Source organism: Rhodococcus oxybenzonivorans, from assembly GCF_003130705.1.
Classification (GTDB): domain Bacteria; phylum Actinomycetota; class Actinomycetes; order Mycobacteriales; family Mycobacteriaceae; genus Rhodococcus_F; species Rhodococcus_F oxybenzonivorans.
Genome location: NZ_CP021354.1, coordinates 45369 through 69868 on the forward strand (window position 1 = coordinate 45369; position 24500 = coordinate 69868).

At 65.6% G+C, this 24500-nt stretch carries 21 protein-coding genes; 12 read left to right on the forward strand and 9 right to left on the reverse strand.

Features of this window, described 5'->3' with window-relative positions:
* The first annotated feature begins 111 nt into the window (after positions 1–111).
* The 3 genes from CBI38_RS00220 to CBI38_RS00230 are packed head-to-tail and all read left to right on the forward strand — an operon-like array spanning position 112 to position 1543.
* Positions 112–507 carry an SRPBCC family protein gene (locus CBI38_RS00220; RefSeq protein ID WP_109325370.1) on the forward strand — a complete coding sequence of 132 codons (396 nt, stop codon included), beginning with the start codon at positions 112–114 and terminating at the stop codon, positions 505–507.
* Positions 508–563: 56 nt separating this feature from the next.
* Positions 564–938 carry an ArsR/SmtB family transcription factor gene (locus CBI38_RS00225; protein WP_109334766.1) on the forward strand — a complete coding sequence of 125 codons (375 nt, stop codon included), beginning with the start codon at positions 564–566 and terminating at the stop codon, positions 936–938.
* The gene (locus tag CBI38_RS00230; RefSeq protein ID WP_109325371.1) at positions 935–1543 is read left to right on the forward strand and encodes an SRPBCC family protein; all 609 of its coding nucleotides are present in this window, start codon (positions 935–937) and stop codon (positions 1541–1543) included. The genes CBI38_RS00225 and CBI38_RS00230 overlap by 4 nt, the downstream gene beginning before the upstream one ends.
* A 1111-nt stretch (positions 1544–2654) precedes the next feature.
* On the opposite strand, the gene CBI38_RS00240 is transcribed toward CBI38_RS00230, so the two are convergent.
* The 7 genes from CBI38_RS00240 to CBI38_RS00270 form a co-directional block, all read right to left on the reverse strand.
* A complete protein-coding gene (locus tag CBI38_RS00240; protein WP_109325373.1) occupies positions 2655–7472 on the reverse strand; it encodes a putative T7SS-secreted protein in 4818 nt (1605 codons plus the stop codon).
* Positions 7469–8089: a type VII secretion target gene (locus CBI38_RS00245; RefSeq protein WP_109325381.1), complete on the reverse strand. Its 621-nt coding sequence runs from the start codon at positions 8087–8089 to the stop codon at positions 7469–7471. Before CBI38_RS00245 ends, CBI38_RS00240 begins: the two co-directional genes overlap by 4 nt.
* Positions 8090–8467, reverse strand: coding sequence for an SseB family protein (locus CBI38_RS00250; protein ID WP_109325392.1), 378 nt, complete (start codon positions 8465–8467; stop codon positions 8090–8092).
* Positions 8468–8515: 48 nt separating this feature from the next.
* Positions 8516–9310, reverse strand: coding sequence for a hypothetical protein (locus CBI38_RS00255; RefSeq protein ID WP_109325410.1), 795 nt, complete (start codon positions 9308–9310; stop codon positions 8516–8518).
* Positions 9307–10014: a DUF8176 domain-containing protein gene (locus CBI38_RS00260; protein ID WP_109325412.1), complete on the reverse strand. Its 708-nt coding sequence runs from the start codon at positions 10012–10014 to the stop codon at positions 9307–9309. The genes CBI38_RS00255 and CBI38_RS00260 overlap by 4 nt, the downstream gene beginning before the upstream one ends.
* 73 nt (positions 10015–10087) lie before the next feature.
* Entirely contained in the window at positions 10088–10933 is an 846-nt protein-coding gene (locus CBI38_RS00265) for a glycoprotein (RefSeq protein ID WP_109334767.1), read from the reverse strand.
* Positions 10934–11259: 326 nt separating this feature from the next.
* Entirely contained in the window at positions 11260–12282 is a 1023-nt protein-coding gene (locus CBI38_RS00270) for an FAD-dependent monooxygenase (RefSeq protein ID WP_109325414.1), read from the reverse strand.
* Between the two features lie 56 nt (positions 12283–12338).
* Between CBI38_RS00270 and CBI38_RS00275 the strand changes: the two genes are divergently transcribed.
* From CBI38_RS00275 to CBI38_RS00300, 5 genes are all read left to right on the forward strand, one after another.
* Positions 12339–12887, forward strand: coding sequence for a TetR/AcrR family transcriptional regulator (locus tag CBI38_RS00275; protein ID WP_109325416.1), 549 nt, complete (start codon positions 12339–12341; stop codon positions 12885–12887).
* 306 nt (positions 12888–13193) lie between these two features.
* Positions 13194–17792: a glutamate synthase large subunit gene (gene gltB, locus CBI38_RS00285; protein WP_109325418.1), complete on the forward strand. Its 4599-nt coding sequence runs from the start codon at positions 13194–13196 to the stop codon at positions 17790–17792.
* Positions 17785–19236, forward strand: a complete 1452-nt coding sequence (locus CBI38_RS00290) for a glutamate synthase subunit beta (protein WP_109325420.1) — start codon at positions 17785–17787, stop codon at positions 19234–19236. Before gltB ends, CBI38_RS00290 begins: the two co-directional genes overlap by 8 nt.
* A 183-nt stretch (positions 19237–19419) precedes the next feature.
* A complete protein-coding gene (locus tag CBI38_RS00295) occupies positions 19420–20334 on the forward strand; it encodes a cutinase family protein (RefSeq protein WP_109325422.1) in 915 nt (304 codons plus the stop codon).
* Positions 20335–20367: 33 nt separating this feature from the next.
* Positions 20368–20802: an acyl-CoA thioesterase gene (locus tag CBI38_RS00300; protein WP_109325424.1), complete on the forward strand. Its 435-nt coding sequence runs from the start codon at positions 20368–20370 to the stop codon at positions 20800–20802.
* Between the two features lie 74 nt (positions 20803–20876).
* Here CBI38_RS00300 and CBI38_RS00305 read toward each other — a convergent pair whose 3' ends face one another.
* Positions 20877–21785: an SDR family NAD(P)-dependent oxidoreductase gene (locus CBI38_RS00305; protein WP_109325432.1), complete on the reverse strand. Its 909-nt coding sequence runs from the start codon at positions 21783–21785 to the stop codon at positions 20877–20879.
* Positions 21786–21816: 31 nt separating this feature from the next.
* On the opposite strand from CBI38_RS00305, the gene CBI38_RS00310 reads away from it, so the two are divergent.
* The 3 genes from CBI38_RS00310 (at position 21817) to CBI38_RS00320 (ending at position 23378) form a co-directional block, all read left to right on the forward strand.
* Positions 21817–22314 (forward strand): hypothetical protein, encoded by a 498-nt coding sequence (locus tag CBI38_RS00310; protein ID WP_109325434.1) that lies wholly within the window; start codon positions 21817–21819, stop codon positions 22312–22314.
* 61 nt (positions 22315–22375) lie between these two features.
* Positions 22376–22669, forward strand: coding sequence for a putative quinol monooxygenase (locus CBI38_RS00315; RefSeq protein WP_109325438.1), 294 nt, complete (start codon positions 22376–22378; stop codon positions 22667–22669).
* A 10-nt stretch (positions 22670–22679) separates the two neighbouring features.
* The gene (locus tag CBI38_RS00320; protein WP_109325440.1) at positions 22680–23378 is read left to right on the forward strand and encodes a dienelactone hydrolase family protein; all 699 of its coding nucleotides are present in this window, start codon (positions 22680–22682) and stop codon (positions 23376–23378) included.
* On the opposite strand, the gene CBI38_RS00325 is transcribed toward CBI38_RS00320, so the two are convergent.
* A complete protein-coding gene (locus CBI38_RS00325; protein WP_109334768.1) occupies positions 23356–23925 on the reverse strand; it encodes a dihydrofolate reductase family protein in 570 nt (189 codons plus the stop codon). The genes CBI38_RS00320 and CBI38_RS00325 overlap by 23 nt on opposite strands.
* A 37-nt stretch (positions 23926–23962) precedes the next feature.
* Between CBI38_RS00325 and CBI38_RS00330 the strand changes: the two genes are divergently transcribed.
* Entirely contained in the window at positions 23963–24487 is a 525-nt protein-coding gene (locus CBI38_RS00330; RefSeq protein ID WP_109325442.1) for a class I SAM-dependent methyltransferase, read from the forward strand.
* Positions 24488–24500: the final 13 nt, after the last annotated feature.

Genomic DNA, 24500 nt, shown 5'->3' on the forward strand with positions numbered 1-24500 from the left:
AAAGCTAGCTTCGGACGACGTCGTGGAAATAGAAGATTTCAGACATCGACGCCGACGCGCCCCGTCCGATACCTTCAATCAGGTTCGCGGAACAACGGGGATGCTGGAGCCATGACTCGCGAATCCACCCATGTCAGTGTGTTCATCGCTCGCAGTGCCGCCGACGTCTACGCCTATGCGAGCGACCCAGCCAATCTGCCGGCCTGGGCGGCCGGTTTGAGCAGCAGCATTGCCCGCGAGGGCGATCACTGGGTCGCCGACTCGCCGATGGGGCAGGTGTTCGTCGCCTTCGCGCCACCCAACGACTTCGGAGTGCTCGACCACCACGTCACGCTCCCGGGCGGAGGCACCGTCTACAACCCGGTTCGCGTCATCCCCGACGGCGAACACAGCGAAGTCGTCTTCACCCTCCGACGAAGAGAAGGGATGGGCGTCGACGAGTTCACCGCCGACGCCTCGGCCGTCGCCGCGGACCTGCAGCGGTTGAAGGGGCTGCTGGAGCGGTGAGCCGGCGCGCTTCATCGGCTCTTGCCTATATTGGTTGATACCGATATAAAGGGATGGTGCACGCGTTCGATGTTCTCGGCGACCCCGTCCGGCGGCGGATTCTGGAGCTCTTGTCCGAGGGGGAGTGCTCGGCCGGCCAGGTGACCGAGGTTGCTGCAGCCGAGTTCGGTATCTCCCAGCCGACGGTGTCGGGACACCTGCGGGTTCTCCGGGAGAACGGGTTCGCCACGGTCCGGCGCGAAGGCACGAGACGCCTCTACGCGGTCGAGCCGGCGCCGCTGCAAGAAATCGATCAGTGGCTCGAAGGGTTCCGGCGGTTCTGGACCGGACCGCTCGACGCGTTGGCCACCGAACTCGCTCGCGGACGTCGCGAGCGCCGAATGAGCCGACCGTCACATCCCGACTCATCCAATGAAGGAGACCGACAGTGAATGAGATCGCCAGCCAAGACACCAGCCTGACGGCTGTGAAACGGGCAATGGGCAACCGAGAAATTGCTGAAGGCCCAGCGCGAACGGCGGTGCTCGAGCGTCGATACGAAGCGCCCATCAAGGATGTGTGGGACGCCATCACGACCCCAGACCGTGTGAACCGTTTTTTCCTCCCGGTCAGCGGCGACCTGCGCGCGGGTGGTTCCTATGCGTTCGAGGGGCAGGCCAGTGGGAAAATTCTCGTCTGTGACCCCCCGCATCTGCTGCGGCTCGAGTGGACACCGCCCGGCGATCGTGGCTACAGCGACCAGGTCGAGGTCCGGCTGACTCCCGACGGCCCCGACGCCACGTGGCTGGTGTTGGAGCACGCCTCTGTCGCCGACGTGTTCCGCAACGATCCAGACACCGGCTGCTACGGCGTCGGAACGGGATGGGAAGGACCACTGCACTACCTCGGCGAATACCTGCGAGGCGTCCTACCCGACCGCCCCAGCACCGAGTGGTACACCTTCGACGAAGCCGAAGAGCTGCGCCTCGCCAACCACCGCGGCAGGGAATGGGCAAAAATCGAGGCACAGCACGCCGGCGGCGCCGACAACGGGTGATACGTGGGCGCTGGGCTGCGGGCGACGGGGAGGCAACTCACCAGGTGCCTGTTTGCGCACCAATTAGTCCGTTGCACAGGAAATTCCGAATTTGGTGCGCAGTTGGCGAATACGTGCGCATCTGTGGAGTGGGTGTTCCGTTAGGTGGGTGTTCCGCGGTTTCCCCGGGATCGAGTATGAGTCGGGCATGCTGTTCGCCGCATCCTGCAACGCGGGCGCTGGGGCCGACGACTCTTCGTTGCGTGGCCGCGGCAGCCCACCAGGTGGCTGTTTGCGGACGAATCAGTTCTTTGCGCGGTTGATTCCGCTCGCAAGTGGCGATTCCCTGCGCAACTATGAGATCGCTGGGTGGTATTCCCGCGGTTTCCCCGGTTGAGCATGGCAGCTTACCGCCTCGAGACGCTGCATTCATCGCCTCGTCGATTCGATATTGCTCCTGGCAACGAAATTTACCGCTCACGATGAACGAAGCGTAGCAGTAGCGAGAGTGTCCAAGAGGTGCCCTATGGGCTTGCCTCAGATGGCCTTGGTGGCGTGCCACTTGACCGGCGAAATACTGGATTGCAAAGGCCTTTCCGTGCCTATAGTTAGAAGATGCGAATTAGATGACCAGAGAACTTCCGGCCTGTCAAGAGGATAAGTGACTGCTGATCCAGCGGCAGCGCTAGAAAAGTCTTAACGTCGACTTCGTCCTCCACTGCCGCTCGTTGACGCCGAAGATCGATCGAGACACTGAGCACTTTACTATGATTCGAACTCTGTGCCGTCTCACTCCGCGCACAGAAAATCCATTCTCGGCCGTATGCTCAGGTGTTGATCCGCTTCAGGAGGCCTTCACTGTAGTATTCAACCTTTGCACAATCGCCCAATTCGGTGGCGATCTTCTGCGCGATTACCATCCCCTCCGAGTCAAGGCGATCAATCTCAGATTTTACTTGCCCAGAGGAGCGTTCTTTCATGCTTAATTGGATTATCGATTGATAGTGGAGATTCCAATCTTCCAATACATCTTGTAGTTCACTGGACAGGCTAAGGGACTGGGGACTAGTGCGTCCTTCCTGCTGATCAATTATGGACGGCTCGAGGTAGTCTGCAGAAAGCCTTATGTATTTCAACTTCCGGACCTCCATGTTCGGTGAAATATTAGGTTCCGATCGACGTTGACCGCAATCTCATAATATCCCGGCTTGCCGTTGAGAAAGCCGTCCGCGCGGTACAGCAATGATCCATCGCGCTGGACGGTCGGCTCATGTCTCAGAATTTGATCGTCGAATGAGTAAGGGAAATTGTGACCCGTGGGATCTTCTAGGCCACGCTCACGAATCCTCGGGTGGTAGTCGTAGCCATGGTCGAAAGCCCTGTCGCTTCCTTCTTCACACGCCGTCGGCACCAGGCCGAGTGGGTCGGTCCATCCGGTGGGGTTGTGGGGATAGGTGTTCGGGTTGGGTGAGGGTGCGAGTCCGAGTGGGTCCTGGGTGAGGTATCGGGCGGTGGCGGGGTTGTAGTAACGATGCAGGTTGTAGTGGAGTCCGGTTTCCGGGTCGTGGTACTGGCCGGGGAAGCGGAGGGGTGTGTCAGCGGCGCCGTGCCAGGTGGTGTTGCCCCACAGGTTGGTGGTGGCGTCGGCGACGCGGTCGGCGTTGTGGGGGTCGACGAGTTCGACCGGCGTTCCGACGAGGTCGGTGATGATTGCGTAGAACTCGTTGTCGACAGCCCGCTGATCCGAAAGCCGGTCGGTGTCCACGGTTCGGGTGACGGCCTGGGTGAGTGGTGTGTAGCTGCCGTGCTGGTAGTTCCATCGGGTGGTGGTGCCGCCGGAGTGCTGCTCGAGCAGGTGCGTGCCGTCCCACGTGTATCGGGTGAGGTCAGCGACGGTGCCGTCGCTGTCGAGTCGTTGTTTGGTGGTGCGTCGGCTGAGGGCGTCGTAGGTGTACTGCCAGTGCTGACCGTCGGGGGTGGTGACGTCGGTGAGCTGATCGAACGCGTTGTAGCGGTAGTGCCACACGTCCGGTGCACGTGAGAGACGGGTGGTGGTCTTCCGGATCAGGCGTCCCACGGCGTCGTAGTGAAATCGGGTGCGGCCGTCGCGGACCAGCAGGTTGCCGAGATACTCGCGACGTTCCGAACCGGAATCTGTGATGTTGCCGAGCGGGTCGTAGCGATACTGCTCGGCTACATGACCGTCCTGCACGACAGCGGTGATCCGGCCTGCCGGGTCGAGGTCGAAACCGCGGCGGACCACCCTGGACGCGTCCCGCTGGGTGGTGTGGTCGACGAGGTATCCGTCCGGCCGGTACGCGTAACTGTCCTGTCTCAGCGCCCGAGGCTCGAGGCCCGGTGCGAGACCCAGGTTCAGAGTGGATGCGGGATGGGCGATCACGTCCTGGTTGGCGAGCTGGCCGCGCGCGGTGTGGTTGCGACGCACTGCGAGTTCACCGACGCGCCAGTCGGTCAATCGGCCGATGGCGTCGTGACCGAATGTCAGGTGGTGACCGTCGGTGGTGAGTCCCAGGAGATGCCCGGTGGGATCCCACTGCCAACTAGTATCGCTTCCGCTGGGGCTGTGCCTCGTCGTGCGCCGACCGACCGCGTCGTATTCGAACCGCAAAGCCGGGTTGCCGTCGACCGTCTCACTGACCAACTCCCCGGTCGGGCTGTAGGTGAACTCGAGGGAATGGACCGCCTGGTCTCCTGTGCCGACGACGGCGGTGGTGACGCGTCCCGCTTGGTCGTGCTCGTAGTGGAGATGTTCGCCGGTGTCTGCGCGGACGTCGGTGACGTTGCCGAGGATGTCGTACGTATGCCGGCGAGTGATCCCGGTGGCGGGGGTGACCGATGCGACGCGACCCGCCGCGTCGTACGTGTAACTAGTTGTGGCACCGATGAAATCGGTTTCCTTGGCGAGCCGGCCGACCGCGTCGTACCGGTACGACCACGTGGCGCCGAGGGAATTGGTGACGGAGGTCAATCTCCGCTCGGTGTCCCAGCCGTACGTGGTGGTGGTGCCGTCGGGGTCGGTGCGGGCGGCGAGGAGGTCGAACGCGCCGTACTCGTAGATGGTGGTGGCGCCGACCGCGTCCGTGTGGACCAGGAGGTTGCCCTCCCCGTCGTACGCCCAGGTTTCGACCGCGCCGTCGGGGTGCGTGCGCTCGACGAGCTGACCGTCCGCCGACCATCGGTAGGTGGTGGTCATCCCAGTGGGATCGGTGACGGTGGTGGGTCGGCCGAACCCGTCCCGGGTGATGCGGGTGACCGCGCCGTTCGGGTCCGTGACCGCCTCGGGCAATCCGGCCTGGTCACAATCGACGAAGGTGCGACCCCCGGCCGCGTCGGTGATCGATGTGAGGCTTCCCGACCCGTCGTATTCATACCGGGTGCGTGCACCGGCCGCATCGACGACGGTGACGAGGTTTCCCTGCTCATCCCATTCCTGCCGCGACATCGTGCCGTCGGCATGGTGGATCGTCACCGGTTGGCGGGGGCCCGCGTAGTCGATGGCGATGACGTTGCCGTCGGGTCGGGTGATTCGGGCAACGTCTCCGTCGGCGGTGTAGAGGTAGCTGGTCGTCGCACCGTCGGGGCCGACTACCCGCAGAGGTTCGCGACGGGCGTTGTAGTCGGTGTGGGTGCGTGAACCGGCGGCGTCGACGAGGTCTCGCAGCCGGAGGTCGGAGTCGAAGCCGTGGATTGTGGTCGCACCGGTGGAGTCGGTGAGGACGGTGACCGAGCCGGGGGAGTCCGGGTTGGTGCGGTAGTCGAATGTGGAGTCGAGGACGCCGGCCGTGCCCTTCTGCTGGACGACGCGACCCGCCTCGTCGTAGGTGTTCACCATGCGGTTGCCGTTGCCGTCGGTCCACGACAGCATGCGACCTTCCGCGTCGTAGCGGTAACGGGTCGATCCGCCTCCGGGTTTGACCACCGCTGTCAAACGCCCTGCGGTGTACTCGAAGTCGCGCACCGGCGCCGCAGTGTCTCCGTCAACGACGGACAACCCCACGATCCGGCCGAACCGGGTGTTGATGAAAACCCGGTAGCCACCCGAGTGCGACACCTCGACAGGAGCACCGGAAGCGTCGTGGCGGAAGAGGATGCGATTGCGGTGGCGGTCGGTGATTGCACTGATCGCGAGGTTGCCCAGCGCGGAGTCGAGACCGTCCAGTTCCGGTTTGGGTGCGAAATGCCAGGTGAGTCCCCGGTCGGGATCGTGCACTCGGTAGGCGCCGGTGTCGGTGCGGGACAGTGTCCATCGCTGGCCCGACTCCGGCATCACAGGAGTCCCCACCTCGGGATGCGGGTACGTGAGCATCACACCGTCTTCGGCGAGCAGCGTGACCCCGGCTTCTTCGACCACCACACGCATGTCCACAGTGGAGGACCAGCCCGGGCCGAACCATCGTCCGAACCGATATCCGGAGCGATGTCGACGGCCGATTACAAGCGGCAACACACCGGGAAGTGTCAAATCGACCTCGGGGAGCAGGAACTCACCCGTTGCGATGTCTACCGGGTCTCGGTCTTCACACGTGTTCTCGGTGGTGCGGTCGGAGTCGGTGCCGGCCTCCCGCGCTGCCTCGTTCGCACCGGCATCGGCGTCCGCATGCTCGGCAGGGCCGGGACTGGGCTCGGGCGATGCCGGGTCGGTCCGCGGTGGAGTGTGCTCGACGGGCGCCGGTTCGGTGCTCGTCGGATTCGTACCCGCGTGCTGAGCCGGCGAGTCGGCGTGCGGGGTGTCGGGCGTCGGATTGTGGCTGACATCCGCGACGTCGTCGAGTAGCCGGGCGCCGCTGCCGAAGTCGCCGGCTTCGTCGACGAGACGCACTGCCGTGCGAGCGCCTGCGACGCCGGCACCCGCACCGCCGGTCGCGGCGGTCAGGAGGGCGTCGCCGGTGAGGCTTCCGGCGAACTCGAAGGGGTTCTTTCTGATGTCGCTGACCACGCCGGACACCATCGCGCCGGGGTCGGCCGCCGCGACGACGAGTCCGGTGGCGAGGTTGGACATGCTCGCTCGGTACTCGGCCGGGTGAGTCGTGTTGTAAGTCTCGTATGGGTTGACCTGCCGAACGAACTGGACGATCCCGGTGAGACCGGTTCCTAGTCCGGAGTAGAAGTTCGCGATGGCGAGATGCGTACCGTCCATCGCGTCGGTGGCGTTGTTCATCCACCGTTGCGTGAAGGGCGGTTCGGCGGGCGCGGACGCGGTTGCCGCGTCGAGCGCACCGGAGACTTGTCCGGCGACTCCGTCGCGTTCGGCTCGCGCGCCTCGGAGGATGTCGCGGGCTTCTTCGCGCAACGCGGTCCACGTGTCGACCAGCGGGCTCGCGTCCTGTTCGGCTCCGCTGAGTGCGTTGAACGCAGTCTTCTTCGTCCGTTCCTCGGCCTCGGCTTGCTTCCACTTCGCCACTGCGTCGGCTGCCCTGGCCTGGGCCGCCTCGACGGTGTGACTCCACGTCGTCAGCGTCTGCGCGGCCGTGGTCATCGCATCGGCGGCGTCGTGCCACAGCCCCGGTTGCTTGTCGAAGACTTCGTTGAATCTGTCTGCTGCACTGCCCGTCCAGTCGGCTGCATCGACGGTACGGAGGGCGGCACCGGTGGATCCGATGCCGGTAGCTAAATCGGTGAGCCTGTTTGTGGCCTCGGTGATGGCTGACGGTTCGCCGCGGATCAGTTCCTTCGGCTCTTCCGTCTGCCCCAGGTCCAGTTCGTCGACAGGCCCACCGGTCGCGCTGGCGATCTCGTCACCGAGATCGGTGAGAGCATCGGACAAGCCGTCGGCGCCTACCCTGTCTGCAAGCCCGGCTGCGGCGTCGAATCCCGAGTCCAGTGTCTGCCCGGCATTCTCCACGGTGCTTTCGATGGCGTCCTCGGCCGCGTCCCCGACGTCGTCGACCACACCCTTCGCGTCTTCCCAGGTGTCGCTGAGCCAGCTCACGACGGTCCGCCTGCCGACATGATGGCCGCGGCCTCGTCGGCACCGTCCGTGTTCCATGCGGCGGTCGATTCGGAGTCCAGCATGTCCCCCAGCGGCGACACATTGGCGAGCGCCTGCGGGCCGACGGCGGAGATCACCTCATTGTTGGTGGCGATGGTCCGATCTGCCGCCGCGAACGACTCGAGACTGTAATCGGGGTTGAGGGTCTGGTTGACCGGGTTGTCGGCGAGCGTCTCGCCCCAAGTCCGTTCGCTGATCTCCTCACCACTGAGGTGGGGATTGCCGACGGTGTTGGTCCACATCGTTTTCAGCGCGTTCGAGTATGCCTGTTCGGTGGCGTGGTAGCGGCCTGCGGCCAGGTCGAGGTTTCGGGCGATGTCATTAGCCGCCTGAACGAGGTAGCGCACCCCCCACGACCACCGCTCCGCGAACTCTTCCAGGCTCGACTGCACTTCCTGCTTCCCGGCTTCCATGGGCGACAGTGCGAGGAGGGAGAACCCCCGCCCGACGGCTGCGGTCTCACCGATGCCCAGGCCCGCCAGGGATTCGGTAATCGCGTTGATTCCCTGCGCGGCCTGGACTAGCACCGCAGGGTCGACTTCGAGTTGTTCCCCCATTTACGCGGCCTCGTCGAGCGCGGGCGGAAAAGCGATCGGGTTGTCTCCGGCGACGTCGATCACCACTCCGGTCGGTCGGGTCAAGGCCGGGATGAGGACGTCCATCAGACGCCATCCGAAGATCGTGTGAAAACGACAGGCACTCGGGTGCTGTTCGCGGGCGAGCGAGTACCGGGCATATTCCCGCTCACTGGTGAACGCGCAGATCCAGTGAAGCCCTCCGAACGGGCTGGTGAGCACCCGGTCGTCCTCGGTGATCGGTATGAGTAGTGTCGCCGAGCGAAGGGATTCGGACAACGCCGCCGGTTGCCCGAACCCTTGACGGAACGCATCCATCTCGGTGAGCAGCGCATTGCAGTTACCGACTGATCTACTCATGAATCCCCCCGGATATCGAATTCCGCCCCGTGCGGGGACAGTACTGGATTACTCCGACACCGGCGCGGGCACCGGTTCGCGGCGCCCGCCGGGGACCGCCGAGGCGATGGCGAGGAGCCGCTCGTATGCCGCGCGGGTGTCGGCGGCGAGGCGATCGTGGCTGATGACGACCCCCATGCCGAGGTGCTCGTCGTACGGGATGGTCTCCACACCCCACACCTGCCCGCCGAGGTAGTCGCGCAGCAGATCGACGTCCACCTGCCATCCGGTGTTGTCCTGATTCGACACGGTGACGACTGTCCGGGACAGACCGGGTTCACCGAGTGTGTCGCCGATCGACTGCAGTGCGGCGCGTAGTCGGTTGAACGCGTCGGCACGGCAGGGCACGACGAGGATGATCGGGGTCGGTGCGGCCAGCAACGGTGACAGGTAGGAAGCGCGCAATCGGTGGCCCAGGTCGTACACGGAGCTCGCCCCGCGCGCACGGAGAGCTTCTGCGAGCAAGGACATTTCGCTGTCGGTGGCCGTCTGAGTGCCGAGCCGATTCAGGATCCGGGCGTCCACCGTCGTGCGCGAGCAATACCCGTCGAAGACGTCGTCCGGGACGGCTCCGGACGCTGCCACTGTCACCACGTGTTCGAGCCCGCTCACGGAGAGCACGAGGTCGGCGCCGCGCTCGGCGATGTCACCACCAGCCGGAGTTGCGTCGACTGCGACCACTGCATTCCCGTGTACCGCCGCGGTGTTGGCGAGTCCGAGGGCCGTCGTTGTGGCGCCCGCGCCTCCGCACGCGCCCAGGACGAGCGTGGAAGATGTTGTGCTCCAGCCGGTTCGGTATGTCATTGAGCGTCTCCAATGGATGTGATGTAGGTGCGGCCGTCGCGGTCGGTGGTGGTCACGACCTGCCGATACTGATGGGTCGACCCGTCCGGTCGCTGCTCCGTGAGTGTGACGGCATAGCGGCCGGATTCGGTGGGGCTGATCGTGAGGCAATGTTCGGTGCCCTCCGGCAACGAGTCGATACCCCGCTGAATCGTCTCGGCCGACCCCATCGGCGCATCGGCGGTGACCACGTCGCGGGCCTTCGCTCCGCTCCGCTCCACGTAGTAGGCGTGGTCGAAAGCCAGAATCACCTCGGTACCGTCCGCCGTACCGCCGGGACCGTTGCCGGTGACCGCGCCGTCGTTCCGGGATTCGACGCACCAGTCCGGATCCACGGCCGCGACGGGACTCCCGTCCTCGTTCGAGGACCCGAAACTCGAAACGACGACGACACCGACGACTACTGCTCCGAGGGCCGCAGCGGCGCCGGCGAGAGCGAGCCTCGGTTTTCCGCGCCTGCCGCGGACGACGGGCGTGGTGTCATGGTGGTCGCTCGGCGCCAGCCAGGTGGGGACAGGCGGCGGTAGCTCGAGCTGTGAATCCCGAACTTCCTCGGTCGATTCCGCAACACGTGTAGACGCGGGGGTAGGTGTGAAGGGCGGGAACCAATGTGCGAAGCGATCGCGGGTAGCGCTGTCGTCGTTCCTGGGGGGCGGTTCTGTCACAGGTGAATCCTCCACACCTCATTCCGCCGGGCGGAGCCGGCCCTGTAGCCGGCGCCGCCCGGACGATCACCGATCAAACGTGGAGCGTTGCCTGGCTGCGCACGTTGACGCCACCGATCGTGACGGCACTCGGCCCGCTGTCCGTCGACTGCAGCTGCGGTAGCTGCGGTGCCGGCAGGGCGGCGACCGCGTCGACGAGCGAGCCGAAGGCCGGGTACCGGTCTGCTGCATCCGAGATGGCGGCAGCACTAGGTGTGACGTCGACCGGCGCAGACCAGTTGATCGGATGCTCGGCCTGGGAATCCGCGACGAACGCCGACACGGCGGCGGCGGTGGGGGAGGAGGGGTCGATCGCGATGCCCGCGGTGCCGGTGGCGTCACCGATGCGCCAGCCGACGGTGCCGGCGTATCCCTCGGGATTGCCGTACTGGCGACCGTTGACAGCAACCGGAAGGGCACCGATCAGGGTGTCGGCGGCGGCGTTCACCTCGACCACCGGCTTGGGCACGGGCAGCGTCGGGGCGACGGGTGCCTGATCGGTTCTCGGCATGTCGTCCGGATCGATCCACACCGCAGCGGGCTGGGCAGGGGCCGCCTCGACGGCATCCGGGGCGGCGGGCGGCGGGGTGTCACCGCTCGCTGCCGGGCCGGGGGTGGCCGCGTCGCCTCCGGGTACGGCGAGAGGCGCCTGCGGGGGCGCGGGTGTCGTGGGGGCTGCGGGGCCCGTGACGCCGGGCTGTGACGTCGTGGGCGGCGCGGCCGGATTCGTCACTCCCGGCTGGGACGTGGTGGGTGGCGTCGACCGGTCGGTGACGCCGGGCTGCGACGTCGACGGGGCGGTGCTCGGAGCGGCGTGTGCGGTCGCGGCGCCGAGCACTGCTGCAGCGGATACCGATAGTGCGGCTGCCACTGCGTGCATGCGGATCTTCACGTGGATACTCCTGATGTCGAGTGAAAGTGGATGCAGGCAGGTGCCGCATCCGAAGAGCAGAGATCGATGCAGATCAGGGGTACCGCGAATGGAAAAGGTGCACGCCGGCGGCAGGACAGTACGCCTCCGCTGCAGAGAAAGGTTTCACCACCGACGAGGTGGATCTGGTATTCCCCCGATGAAGATTTTCGGTTCTGCCGACCGCATTACTGCAGCCGTCGTCCACCGCCCCCATGACCGCCCCCGGTTCGTCTCGTCCCCCTATTGCGGGAAAGTACCAGATGGGCAGGCATTGCTGCGCACCCGGATTCTCGTCAGGCCAGGGCCGCGGCCAGTTTCATCGTCCGATCGCGGACCGGACGCAGATGCCTGGTCATCGCGATCGACGCCATGGCACGTGATCCGAGAACCAGTCGCTGCGTCACCCGACGGCGTGCGCGGTCATACTGTCGCAGCGACTCGCGAATATCGTTCTGCGAGGCCAGGAATCGTCCGAGCGTGACCGCGTCGACGAGGGCCTCGCATGCGCCACGTCCGAGATTGGGGGCCATCGCGTGGGCGGCGTCGCCGATCAGCGCCGTGTGGCCCGACACATACGAGGGCAGGGCGGGTGACTCGTAGAGGTCGTGATGAAGCAGGGCGTCGGGGGTGATCGCATCGAGGACGGCCCGGACGTCGGCGTGCCAGCCCCCGAACCGCCACCGCAGGTAGTCGAGTCCGTCCTCGGATCCGGGGTCGGTGCGGACGCACGCGAACCAGTTGACGAGGTTGCCCTCGCGCGGTGTGATTCCGAAAAGCGCTCCGGCGTCCCAGGTTTCGCTCACCGTGTCGCGCCGTCCGGGCACCCATCCCCGCCACGCGGTGGCGCCCGTGTAGACGGGCTCGAATCCGTCGCCGAACAAGCGACGCCGGGTGGCGCTGCGTAGGCCGTCCGCGCCGATCACGACGTCGTAGTCGGAGAGGGCGTCCGCGGGAGGGGCCGGGGTGCCGAACGAGACCATCCCCTCGGGCAACGATGTGGCGAGCTCGGCAAGGAGGGCAGGCCGCGACAGCAGGTAGGCGGTGCGCGCGGAGCTGTCGACGGTGCCGATGACGGACCCGTCCGGTCGCAGGAACGACCCTCGATGCTGCGGAGATCCGAGAGCGCGGACCCGGTCGCCGAGTCCGATCGTGTCGAGCGCGTCGACGGCCTGGGGCCACATGCCGAGGGCGGTACCCGACGTCGGAAGGTCCGCGGAGCGCTCGAAGACCTCGACGTGCCAGCCGGCGCGGAACAGGAAACGGGCGATGGCGAGGCCGCCGATGCCGCCGCCGAGGACTGCTGCCGAGTGCGTCATGGCCTCAACGCTACTACGCCTGTAGTGGGAATTACTACGGCTGTAGTGTGGAGTGCATGACAGGGAGGCGAGAACAGCTGCTCGACGCAGCTATCGACGTGCTCGGCCGGAAGGGGGCGCGCGCCCTCACTCATCGAGCGGTCGACGAATCGGCGGGGATGCCGCAGGGCTCCACCTCCAACTACTTCCGCACCCGCGGCGCCCTCCTCGAGGGAATGGTCACCCGTCTCGCGGCACGTGACGTAGACGACTGGGAGAAATTTGCGGACCTCCGGCCGGACGGGATGGAGGCGCTGGTGGAGGCCCTGGCCGCGTTCACCCGGTACGCTGCGGGACCCGACCGGATCCGCTCGAGCGCCCGCTACGCCCTTTTCATGGAGGCCTCGGCGGTCCCGGCCCTCGGGGAGATCATCGGCTCTGCTCGCGCCGGACTCGTAGAATGGGGCGCGAGCATGCTGGACCTCGCCGGATCGAGGAATCCAGCAGCCGACGCAGTGGTTGTCACCGACTATCTGGATGGAGTGATCCTGCATCAGCTGACCGTTCCCGACCCCGATTTCGACCCGACTCCCGGAATCACAGCAGTACTCGGCGCACTCACTTAATATGTACTGGACGTTCTCGGCCGAGGTCTGCCCTCGAGAAAAGGCCTGTTCACGGGATGAATAGGCCAACCTAAGTTGTGTTTCTTCGGGGGGTCTGAATTATCGTTTTCGTTACACGTTGGACCCACGAAAGTCCGACCCGACCGAAAAGCCACGTCGCCTGGTGCGAGGACCACACCCAGCGTGCTGCAAAGGGCGATAGCCGATCGGTGGTGCCGATCACATCCTGACGGTACTTGCATTGCAAGGTGATGGCCATCAGCGCTGCTGGTCGTCGGTGCATCTTTTGGCATACGAAGGCTAGGTATGAAGCAACTTCCAGGCCCCCAGGGGCTGTACCACCCGGCGAACGAGCACGACTCCTGTGGCGTCGCGTTCGTCGTGGACATGAAGGGTCGCCGCAGCAGGGACATCGTCGAGAAGGCGATCACCGCTCTGGTCAACCTCGAGCACCGTGGTGCCGCGGGCTCCGAACCCAATACGGGTGACGGCGCCGGCATCCTGATCCAGGTTCCGGATGCGTTCTTCCGCGCTGTGGTCGACTTCCCGCTGCCCGCCGCGGGCACCTATGCCACGGGCATCGCATTCCTGCCGCAGAGCAAGGCCGACGCGCAGCGTGCATCCGACGCCGTCGAGAAGATCGTCGAGAGTGAGGGCCTGAAGGTCCTCGGCTGGCGCGAGGTCGCGACCGACGACTCGTCGCTCGGCGCCCTGGCACGCGACGCGATGCCGACGTTCCGGCAGATCTTCATCGGCAGCGAAGGTGACTCCCTCACCGGTCTGGACCTCGAGCGCAGGGCGTACGTCGTCCGCAAGCGCACCGAGCACGAGCTGGGTAGTGAAGGCGCCGGCAAGGACGGGCCGGGTCGCGAGACCGTCTACTTCCCGAGCCTGTCGAGCCAGACGTTCGTCTACAAGGGCATGCTCACCACCCCGCAGCTCAAGGGTTTCTACCTCGACCTGCAGGACGAGCGCGTGGAGTCGGCACTCGGGCTGGTCCACTCCCGCTTCTCCACCAACACGTTCCCGTCGTGGCCGCTGGCTCACCCGTTCCGGCGCGTCGCGCACAACGGTGAGATCAACACCGTCACCGGCAACGAGAACTGGATGCGTGCCCGCGAGGCGCTCATCGACAGCGACGTCTTCGGTGGTCGCGAAAACCTCGAGAAGATCTTCCCGGTCTGCACCAACGGGGCCAGCGACACCGCGCGCTTCGACGAGGTGCTCGAGATGCTGCACCTCGGTGGTCGTAGCCTTCCGCACGCGGTCCTGATGATGATCCCCGAGGCGTGGGAGCATCACGAGAGCATGGACCCCGAGCGTCGGGCGTTCTACCAGTACCACTCCACGCTCATGGAGCCGTGGGACGGCCCGGCGTCCGTCTGCTTCACCGACGGCACCGTCATCGGCGCGGTCCTCGACCGCAACGGGCTGCGTCCCTCGCGGCTGTGGGTCACCGAGGACGGCCTGGTCGTCATGGCCTCCGAGGTCGGCGTTCTGCCGATCGATCCGGCCACGGTCGTGAAGAAGATCCGGCTCCAGCCCGGCCGCATGTTCCTGGTCGACACCGACCAGGGCCGCATCATCAGCGACGACGAAATCAAGTCGGAGCTTGCCGCCGAGCACCCGTACCAGGAATGGCTCGACCAGGGCCTGACCCATATGGACGACCTGCCGGAGCGCCCGTACACCTACATGTCGCACGAGCGTGTGGTGCTGCGTCAGCAGATGTTCGGGTTCACCAACGAAGAGGTCAACGTCCTCGTCAAGCCGATGGCGGCTTCCGGTGCGGAAGCACTCGGCTCGATGGGTACGGACACCCCGATCGCGGTGCTGTCCTCCCGTTCGCGGATGCTGTTCGACTACTTCTCGCAGCTCTTCGCGCAGGTCACCAACCCGCCGCTCGACGCCATCCGCGAGGAGGTCGTCACCAGCCTCGGCGGAACGATCGGCCCCGAGCACGATCTGCTGCACCCCACGGCGGAGTCCTGCAGGCAGATCTACTTGCCGCAGCCGATCCTGCACAACGACGATCTGTCGAAGCTCATCCACGTCAACGACGACGGCGGATTCCCGAGCTTCCGCAGCGTCATCGTCCGCGGTCTGTACCCGGTGGCCGAGGGCGGTGCGGGTCTACGCAAGGCGCTCGACGACGTTCGCTACCAGGTCTCCGAGGCCATCGCCGGTGGTGCGCGCCTCATCGTCCTGTCCGACCGTGAGTCGAACGAGACGTACGCACCCATCCCGTCGTTGCTGCTGACGTCGGCCGTGCACCACCACCTGGTGCGCGAGAAGACCCGCACCAAGGTCGGTCTCGTCGTGGAATCGGGCGACGCCCGCGAGGTGCACCACATGGCGCTCCTCATCGGCTTCGGTGCAGCGGCCGTCAACCCGTACATGGCGTTCGAGACGGTCGACGAGCTGTTCCGCGGCAACGAACTGCAGGGACTGAGCCTCGACAAGGCCATCCAGAACTACATCAAGGCCGCGGGCAAGGGTGTGCTCAAGGTGATGTCCAAGATGGGCATCTCGACCCTCGCCTCGTACACCGGTGCTCAGCTGTTCCAGGTGATCGGCCTGTCGCAGGATTTGGTGGACGAGTACTTCACGGGCCTGAACTCGAGCCTCGGTGGTATCGGTCTCGACGAGATCGCCGCCGACGTCGCGGTCCGGCACTCCAACGCGTACCTCGACCGCCCCGAAGAGCGCGCGCACCGCGAGCTCGAGGTGGGCGGCGAGTACCAGTGGCGTCGTGAGGGCGAATACCACCTGTTCAACCCGGACACGGTGTTCAAGCTCCAGCATTCCACGCGCACCGGGCAGTACGAGGTGTTCAAGGAGTACACGAAGCTGGTCGACGACCAGTCCGAGCGCCTCGCAGCGCTGCGCGGCCTCTTCGAGTTCAAGAAGGGTGTGCGCGAGCCCGTCCCGCTGGACGAGGTCGAGCCGGCCACCGAGATCGTCAAGCGCTTCTCGACCGGTGCGATGAGCTACGGCTCCATCTCCGCCGAGGCGCACGAGACCCTGGCCATCGCCATGAACCGCCTCGGTGGCCGTTCCAACTCCGGTGAGGGCGGCGAGCATCCGTCGCGCTTCGAGCCGGACGAGAACGGTGACTGGCGCCGGTCCGCGATCAAGCAGGTCGCGTCGGGACGCTTCGGCGTCACGTCGCACTACCTGACCAACTGCTCCGACATCCAGATCAAGATGGCGCAGGGAGCCAAGCCCGGTGAGGGCGGCCAGCTGCCGGCGCACAAGGTGTACCCGTGGGTGGCCGAGGTCCGGCACTCCACACCCGGTGTCGGCCTGATCTCGCCGCCCCCGCACCACGACATCTACTCGATCGAGGATCTCGCACAGCTGATCCACGACCTGAAGAACGCGAACCCGCAGGCGCGGGTGCACGTCAAGCTGGTGTCCGAGGTGGGTGTCGGCACGGTCGCCGCGGGTGTCTCGAAGGCGCACGCGGATGTCGTCCTGATTTCCGGTCACGACGGTGGCACCGGTGCCACCCCACTGACCTCGGTCAAGCACGCCGGCGCTCCGTGGGAGCTCGGCCTCGCCGAGACCCAGCAGACGTTGCTGCTCAACGGCCTGCGCGACCGCATCGTGGTGCAGGTCGACGGACAGCTCAAGACCGGCCGTGACGTCATGGTCGCCGCGCTGCTCGGCGGCGAGGAGTTCGGTTTCGCGACCGCTCCGCTGGTGGTGTCGGGCTGCATCATGATGCGGGTCTGCCACCTCGACACCTGCCCTGTCGGTGTCGCGACGCAGAACCCGGTGCTGCGCAAGCGGTTCAACGGCAAGCCGGAGTTCGTGGAGAATTTCTTCCTCTTCATCGCTGAAGAGGTCCGCGAACTCATGGCCGAGCTCGGCTTCCGGACACTCGACGAGGCCGTCGGCCAGGTCGACGTGCTCGACACCACCAAGGCGCTCGAGCACTGGAAGGGCAGCAAGGCTGGCAATCTCGACCTGTCGCCGATCCTGCACCAGGCCGAGTCCGCGTTCATGGATCAGGACCTGTACTGCACAGGTACCCAGGACCACGGCCTCGACAAGGCGCTCGATCAGCAGCTGATCGCCCAGAGCCGCGATGCTCTCGACAAGGGCGCCAAGGTGTCGTTCGAGTCGCCGATCACCAACGTCAACCGGACGGTCGGCACCATGCTGGGCCATGAGGTGACCAAGGCGTACGGCGGTGAGGGCCTGCCCGACAACACGATCGACATCACGTTCACCGGCTCGGCCGGTAACAGCTTCGGTGCTTTCGTGCCCAAGGGTATGACCCTGCGGCTGCATGGCGACGCCAACGACTTCGTCGGCAAGGGTCTGTCGGGTGGACGCATCGTGGTCCGTCCTCCGCTGGAAACCGCGGCCGGGTTCGTCGCCGAGGACAACATCATCGGCGGCAACGTGATCCTGTTCGGCGCGACCAGCGGTGAGGCTTTGCTGCGCGGTGTCGTGGGTGAGCGGTTCGCGGTACGTAACTCCGGTGCCACTGCGGTGGTCGAGGGAGTCGGCGACCACGGCTGCGAGTACATGACGGGCGGCAAGGTCGTCATCCTCGGCGCGACGGGACGCAACTTCGGCGCCGGCATGTCCGGTGGCGTGGCCTACGTCTTCAACCCCGACAAGGCGTTCGAGGACAACCTCAACACCGAACTGGTAGACCTCGAGGATCTGACGGGTGACGACTTCACCTGGCTGAAAGCCGCTATCGAGCGTCACCGCGACGAAACCGGTTCGGAGGTTGCCGCGCGCATCCTGTCCGACTGGTCACAGCAGGTCAATCACTTCGCAAAGGTGATGCCCCGCGATTACAAGAAGGTGCTCTTGGCCATCGAGGCCGCGAAGAAGGATGGAAAGAACGTGGACGAGGCAGTAATGGAGGCAGCTCGTGGCTGATCCAAGCGGCTTTCTGAAGCACCCGTCACGCGAACTGCCCGTTCGCCGTCCGGTGCCGTTGCGTCTGCTCGACTGGAACGAGGTGTACGAGGAGTTCCCGAAGGAAAACCTCCGCACCCAGGCGAGCCGGTGCATGGACTGCGGTATTCCGTTCTGCCACAACGGCTGCCCCCTCGGGAATCTGATTCCCGAGTGGAACGACCTGGTGTACCGGGACCGTTGGCACGACGGCATCGAGCGGCTGCACGCCACCAACAACTTCCCGGAATTCACCGGGCGGCTGTGCCCCGCACCCTGTGAGGCGTCGTGCGTCCTGGGCATCAACCAGGATCCGGTCACCATCAAGCAGGTCGAGGTCGAGATCATCGATCACGCATTCGACGAGGGCTGGGTCACGCCGGTGCATCCCACCCGGTCGACGGGCAAGAGGGTGGCGGTCGTCGGTTCCGGTCCTGCGGGTCTGGCTGCAGCGCAGCAGCTGACGCGTGCCGGTCACCTGGTCACCGTGTTCGAGCGGGCCGACCGTATCGGCGGTCTCCTCCGCTACGGCATCCCCGAGTTCAAGATGGAGAAGCGCCACATCGACCGCCGTCTGGATCAGATGGAGGCCGAGGGCACCGTCTTCAAGACGAATGTGAACGTGGGCGTCGACATCTCCGCCGACGAGCTGCGCGAGCAGTTCGACGCCGTGGTGCTGGCGGGCGGTGCCACCGCGGCTCGTGACCTGCCGATTCCCGGGCGCGAACTGGACGGCATCCATCAGGCGATGGAGTACCTGCCCATCGCCAACCGTGTGCAGTTGGGCGACCTCGAAGAGCCCACCATCACCGCCGAGGGCAAGAAAGTTGTCATCATCGGCGGCGGCGACACCGGCGCGGACTGCCTGGGCACCTCACACCGTCAGGGTGCGGTCAGTGTTCACCAGTTCGAGATCATGCCGCGTCCGCCCGAGACCAGGGCCGAGCAAACCCCGTGGCCGACGTACCCGCTGATGTACCGGGTCGCGTCCGCGCACGAGGAAGGCGGCGAGCGCCTGTTCTCCGTCAACACCGAGAAGTTCGTCGGTGTCGACGGCAAGGTGACGGCGCTGCACGCCCACGAGGTCGAGATGAAGTCGGGCCGCTTCGAGAAGGTGGAGGGCTCGGATTTCGAGCTCGAGGCCGATCTCGTGCTGTTGGCCATGGGCTTCGTCGGCCCCGAAAAGCCGGGACTGCTTACCGATCTCGGTGTCGACCTCAACGAGCGCGGCAACGTCGCCCGCTCTGCGAAGTGGGCCACCAACGTCGACGGCGTCTTCGTGGCCGGCGACATGGGACGTGGACAGTCGCTCATCGTGTGGGCAATTGCCGAGGGTCGCTCGGCCGCTGCGGCGGTCGATGCCTACCTCGAGGGTGAGACGGCCCTGCCGTCTCCGGTCGAGACCACCAGCGCACCCCAGCGCTAGTTCAGTTCGTTATCCACCAGCACCCCGGCGTTATATTTTCGCCGGGGTGCTGGTTTCGGGTGCGCCGGTCGGTTTTGCTCGGTAACGTTTATTTACCGATCGTGCATCTTCAGGTCACGTCGGCCTGGCAGCATCCCGTCTGCAGGTCGACGAAGGGGAGAAGAAGAGTTGAGGGCCATGGCAATGAAACGGGTTATCGCAACTTTGACCGCAACGGCTGCAGCGGTGGCCATTCCGGTGGTCTCGGGCGTGGTCGGCACCAGCGCGGTAGCGAACGCAGACCCGTGCCCGAGCCTGTACGTGGTGGCGATTCCGGGAACGTGGGAAACGTCCACCAAGGAGAATGTCCGGCCCACCCCCGGCCTGCTGTCTGCGGTCACGAACGGGTTACCGTCCAATATCCGCACCGACTATGTGACCTACGCCGCCACTGCCTTCCCGTGGGAAGGCGATGTGTACGGGCGCTCGAAGGCTCAGGCGGTAGACAACGCCCGCGGGATGCTCGTCAACATGTCTCAGCAATGCGCCGGAACCAAGCTTGCGCTCATCGGCTACAGCCAAGGCGCTGATGCTGCGGGTGACCTCGCGGCCGAGATCGGCACGGGCCTCGGCGCGGTGCCTGCCGACAAGATCGCTGCCGTCGGGCTCGTGTCCGATCCCCGTCGTTCGCCCACCGACGCGCTGGTCGGTCCTCCCGTCGCCGGTGGGGGCGCCGGCGGACCTCGCATCGGCGGTTTCGGCTGGGTCAGCCAGAACACCCGAACCTTCTGCGCATACGGCGACCTGTACTGCTCCACCCCGAAGGAAGACTTCGTGACCCGGCTCGCCGGTTTCCTCGCGCAGACGTCGGACCCGTCGCCGTCGCTGCTAGGCCGGTACCAGGCGGAGGCCGAAGCCATTTGGCGTGACCTCCTCGACGCCGGTGGTGTCCCCACCCTGATGGCTCAGTTGGACGAATCGGCCAACCAGAGGCGGATCGACGAGCTCGAGCAGTTCTACAAGTCGCAGGCCCACCAGGATTACACGCGGTACGCGGTCGACGGTGCCGGGACGTCGGCCACCAACTGGCTCAGGAACTGGTTGCGCGACGTGGCGTAGGTCGAGCCGGGCGCGGCAGGAGAAGATGATCCGATGACGGACACTCCTGCCGCGCCCGGTTACGACGCTTTCGTCACCGTCCGGTGGTCCGATATGGACGCCTTTCAGCACATCAACCACGCCAGGATGGTGACGTTGCTCGAAGAGGCGAGGATCGACTGGCTGCTCAGTGAGGGCGCCGAGAATTCGTCTCTCATCACCAGTGCGTTCATCGCCGACATCCACGTCAAGTACCGGGCTCAGCTCACACACTCGGAGAGTCCGTTGCGGATCACCATGTGGATCGCGAAGCACCGGGCCGTCGACTTCACCATCGGTTACGAGGTCCGGGGTGCGCGCGCCGGTCGTACCGATCCGCCCGCCGTCACCGCCACCACCCAGATGGCCGTCGCCGACGTCGACGCGCAGCGGTTGCGGCGTATCACTCCCACCGAGCGCGAGTACCTCACCCGCTGGTCCCGTGCGTGACAGTGCAGAGCGCGAGTGCCCACTGGGCGTTACGCGCGGCGGCGTGACCGTGTGGGAACCGCATCACGTGAGGATCAGCCCAAGTCGAAACGCGCACCGAGTCGCATGCTGCCGGGCGCCAGCCGGCTCAACGCGCGGCCGAACTTGGCCTCGGGGGTGACCGGGACGACGGCCCTGTTCGACCTGACGGCTTTCAGGATCTGCGTGGCCACCCGATCGGGTGTGAATCCACGCTTGCGGTAGAACGTGTCGGATCGGGACCGCATCTCTTCTTGTTTCTCGGGGGTGGTCCCGGCGAAGTCGGTGTTCTTGACGATGTTGGTGTGGACGATGCCGGGGCAGATGGTGCTGACGCCGATGCCGTGGTCCACCAGTTCGGCGCGGAGACAATCCGAGAGCATGTAGACGGCAGCCTTGCTGGTGGCGTATGCGGTGAGTCGCTTCTGCGGGGTGAAGGCCGCCGCCGAGGACAGATTGACGATGTGTCCGCCCGTTCCGCGCTCGATCATCTGCTCCGCGAAGACCCGGCAGCCGTACACGACTCCCCAGAAGTTGACGTCCATCACGCGCTCGAATTCGCTCTGCGGCGTCGAGGTGAAAGTGCCGGAGTAGCCGATTCCCGCATTGTTGACCACGACGTCGGGGGTGCCGTGCTGTGACTGCACCTCCTCGGCGAACCGCCGCACCTCCTCTTCCACCGCCACATTGACCCGGTAGGCATGCGAGCCACCACCGAAGATCGCGACGGCGCCGCCCCCCTTCATCTGCGCCGAATTGATGAGGTCCGCTGTGTGCTGCGCCGATTCGAGGTCGAGGTCACCGACCACGACCACCGCACCCTCGGCGGCGAACGCGAGTGCGGTTTCGCGGCCGATTCCGCTACCGCCACCGGTGACGACGACGAGCATGCCGTCGAGATCACGCAGTCGACGGTGCTTTCGCGAACCGGTACGCCAACCCTTGACCTCACTGAGAAGACTCATGGAACCATCTTGTCCGAGTACCGTCGATCGTGTGCTGATCTGGTACGTCAGTTATGGGTCGAACATGGCGACGACTCGCCTCGCCTGCTACCTGCGCGGTGGTTGCCCGCCCGGCGGCAACCACTCTCATCGCGGTGCGCGGGACACGAGCGAACCTCGCGAATCGATCCCTGTCGTGATCCCCGGCTCGGTGTTCTTCGCGGGGGAGTCGCGCATTTGGGGCGGCGGCCGCGCTTTCTACGATCCGGATGCGCCCGGGACGGTCGCGGCCCGCGCCTTCCTCGTGACGCAGGAACAGTTCGAGGACATTCACGCCCAGGAACCAGCCTGTTACGACCGGCTGGTTCCTCTGGGAACTCGCGACGGCATCGTCATGTGCACGTTCACCACCCGCGCTCGGGGTGACGTGGTCACCCGGAACGCGCCGGCCCCCGCCTACCTCGCGACCATTGCGGACGGGCTTCGTGAGGGCCACGGCTGGGATGATCCGCGCGTCGAGGATTATCTGACGCGGCTCCGGGTTTCCTAGCAACCACAAGTGTGCTTACGTGATACGGGCCACATCCGGTGGCCGTCACGAAAGGAAGCCGATGTCCGATCTGCATGTCGTAGCGACCATTCCTGCCAAGCCGGGCTCCGAGGACACGGTGCGAGACGGCCTGTCCTCCCTCGCGGCGGAGAGCCGCAAGGAGGAGGGCTGCGTCTCGTACGAGTTGTTCGAATCTGCCGCGCAGCCCGGGACCTTCGTCACCGTCGAGGTGTGGGCGAACCAGGAGGCCGTCGACGCGCATATGAAGTCGCCGCACTTCCAGTCCGCGGTCGCCGTTTTCGGTGAGCATCTCGCGGGCGCACCCGCAATCCATCCGCTGAAGCCGGTGTCCTAGAGTCCGTTCGGTGACCACACCCCTGACCAGTGTTGTTCCCGAAGGCGGTAGTCGTGGAGGCGTCATCGTCATCCAGGAGGCCTTCGGGATCACACAACACATCGTCGACGTCTGCTCCCGATTCGCCGACGCCGGTTACCACGCTGTGGCGCCCCATCTGTTCCACCGGGCCGGCGACCCGGTGCTCGGCTATGACGACCTGAAAACGGCCATGCCGCTGCTGGGCACGCTCACGTCGGCACAGATCGACGAGGACGTCGATGCCGCTGCCACCGCTCTGTCGGCTGCCGGGATCGGCGCGGGGAACACGGCGATCGTCGGCTTCTGCATGGGCGGCACGGTCGCGTTCCACACCGCGGCGCGCCTGAAACTCGGCGCCGCGGTGAGCTTCTACGGTGGCGGCGTCGAGAAGGGACGGTTCGGTTACCCCTCGCAGATCGAGGCCGCTGGACAGCTGTCGACTCCCTGGCTGGGGCTGTTCGGTGATCGTGACACGGGGATTCCGTCCGAGCAGGTCGAGGAGTTGCGGAACGCACTGTCGCAGGTACCGGTGGACACGGAGATCGTGCGGTACCCCGACGCCGAGCACGGATTCAACTGCAACGACCGCCCGGCCGTCTACAACGAGGCAGCCGCCCGGGACGCATGGTCGCGGACAGTCGACTGGTTCGGCACCCACCTACAGGTCAGCAGCGGCGGAATCGGCTGACCGTGGCCCCGCTCGGGTAGCCCTTCCGGTCGGCGAGCTCGAAGGCCGTCGGCTCGAAGTCGGTGTCGAACATGGGCGTTCCGCGACCGGCCACCACCGGATATTGCTTGATCACCAGCTCGTCGATCTCCGGAAGCAGAGCGCCCGCAAGCTTTCCGCCTCCAGCGAGCCAGACACCGAGTGTGCTGTCCTCGGCCTTGAGCTGCCGGACCTTTGCGAGGGGGTCGGTAATCACTTCGACGGCGGGGTCGGAACTGGCGTCGAGCGTGCGTGAGACGACGTACTGGCGCAGGTGCGCGTACGGACTGGTGATTCCCGCTGCGAGCGCCGGCTCGTACGTCGAGCGGCCCTGGATCACGGTGTCGAAATGCTTGTTGGCCCCGTCGACTGCGAACTGCTCCCGTAGGTGGGTCGGAATCGTTTCCGGGTAATCCTGTGCCATGAAACCGATAATGTCGTCGAGCATCGGAAAGAAGCCGACATCGCCGTCCGGGGCGGCGATGAAACCGTCGATGGTAATGCCGACGAAGTAGGTGAGTGCGCGCATCATGTCCTTACTGTGGTAGCCGTCGAAGGGTGGTCAGATGGCAGTTCCGAAGATTCCTGCCCGGATCCGTTGTGTCGTCGAGCGGTTGAGGGTGGATCCGTCCGATCGGATCCTAGAGGTGGGCTGCGGACCCGGCGTGGCAGTTTCTCTCGTGGCCGACAAACTTCTCGAGGGCCGGATCACGGCAATCGACCGGTCCGCCGCCGCGATAGCACGAGCTCAGCAGCGTAGCGAGGCCCTGTCGGCGCGCGGCAGAGTGGAACTCCAGAAGACCGAACTGGCCGGATTCCGCTGCGCCGATGCGTCGTTCGACAAGGCCTTCGCTGTCAACGTCAATGCCTTCTGGACACACGACGCGACCGAAGAGGTCCGGATTCTGTGGGAAGCCCTGCGCCCCGGCGGCATCCTGCACCTCGTCTACGACGGCACCGAAGCGATGTACGACGACGCGAAGTCGCAACGCATCGTGAACGCTGTGACCCAGGTTCTGCGGCGAAAGGGGTTCGAGGTGAGTGCAGACACGGGAAACCCGCTGTGCATCACCGGGAAGAGGCCGGCCTGACCTGCGAACACCC

Coding starts and splice junctions, on each gene's coding strand:
- CBI38_RS00220 (WP_109325370.1), top strand. CDS start 112: ATGACTCGCGAATCCACCCATGTCAGTGTGTTCATCGCTCGCAGTGCC.
- CBI38_RS00245 (WP_109325381.1), bottom strand. CDS start 8,089: ATGGGGGAACAACTCGAAGTCGACCCTGCGGTGCTAGTCCAGGCCGCG.
- CBI38_RS00250 (WP_109325392.1), bottom strand. CDS start 8,467: ATGAGTAGATCAGTCGGTAACTGCAATGCGCTGCTCACCGAGATGGAT.
- CBI38_RS00255 (WP_109325410.1), bottom strand. CDS start 9,310: ATGACATACCGAACCGGCTGGAGCACAACATCTTCCACGCTCGTCCTG.
- CBI38_RS00265 (WP_109334767.1), bottom strand. CDS start 10,933: ATGCACGCAGTGGCAGCCGCACTATCGGTATCCGCTGCAGCAGTGCTC.
- CBI38_RS00270 (WP_109325414.1), bottom strand. CDS start 12,282: ATGACGCACTCGGCAGCAGTCCTCGGCGGCGGCATCGGCGGCCTCGCC.
- CBI38_RS00275 (WP_109325416.1), top strand. CDS start 12,339: ATGACAGGGAGGCGAGAACAGCTGCTCGACGCAGCTATCGACGTGCTC.
- gltB (WP_109325418.1), top strand. CDS start 13,194: ATGAAGCAACTTCCAGGCCCCCAGGGGCTGTACCACCCGGCGAACGAG.
- CBI38_RS00295 (WP_109325422.1), top strand. CDS start 19,420: ATGAAACGGGTTATCGCAACTTTGACCGCAACGGCTGCAGCGGTGGCC.
- CBI38_RS00300 (WP_109325424.1), top strand. CDS start 20,368: ATGACGGACACTCCTGCCGCGCCCGGTTACGACGCTTTCGTCACCGTC.
- CBI38_RS00305 (WP_109325432.1), bottom strand. CDS start 21,785: ATGAGTCTTCTCAGTGAGGTCAAGGGTTGGCGTACCGGTTCGCGAAAG.
- CBI38_RS00315 (WP_109325438.1), top strand. CDS start 22,376: ATGTCCGATCTGCATGTCGTAGCGACCATTCCTGCCAAGCCGGGCTCC.
- CBI38_RS00325 (WP_109334768.1), bottom strand. CDS start 23,925: ATGCGCGCACTCACCTACTTCGTCGGCATTACCATCGACGGTTTCATC.
- CBI38_RS00330 (WP_109325442.1), top strand. CDS start 23,963: ATGGCAGTTCCGAAGATTCCTGCCCGGATCCGTTGTGTCGTCGAGCGG.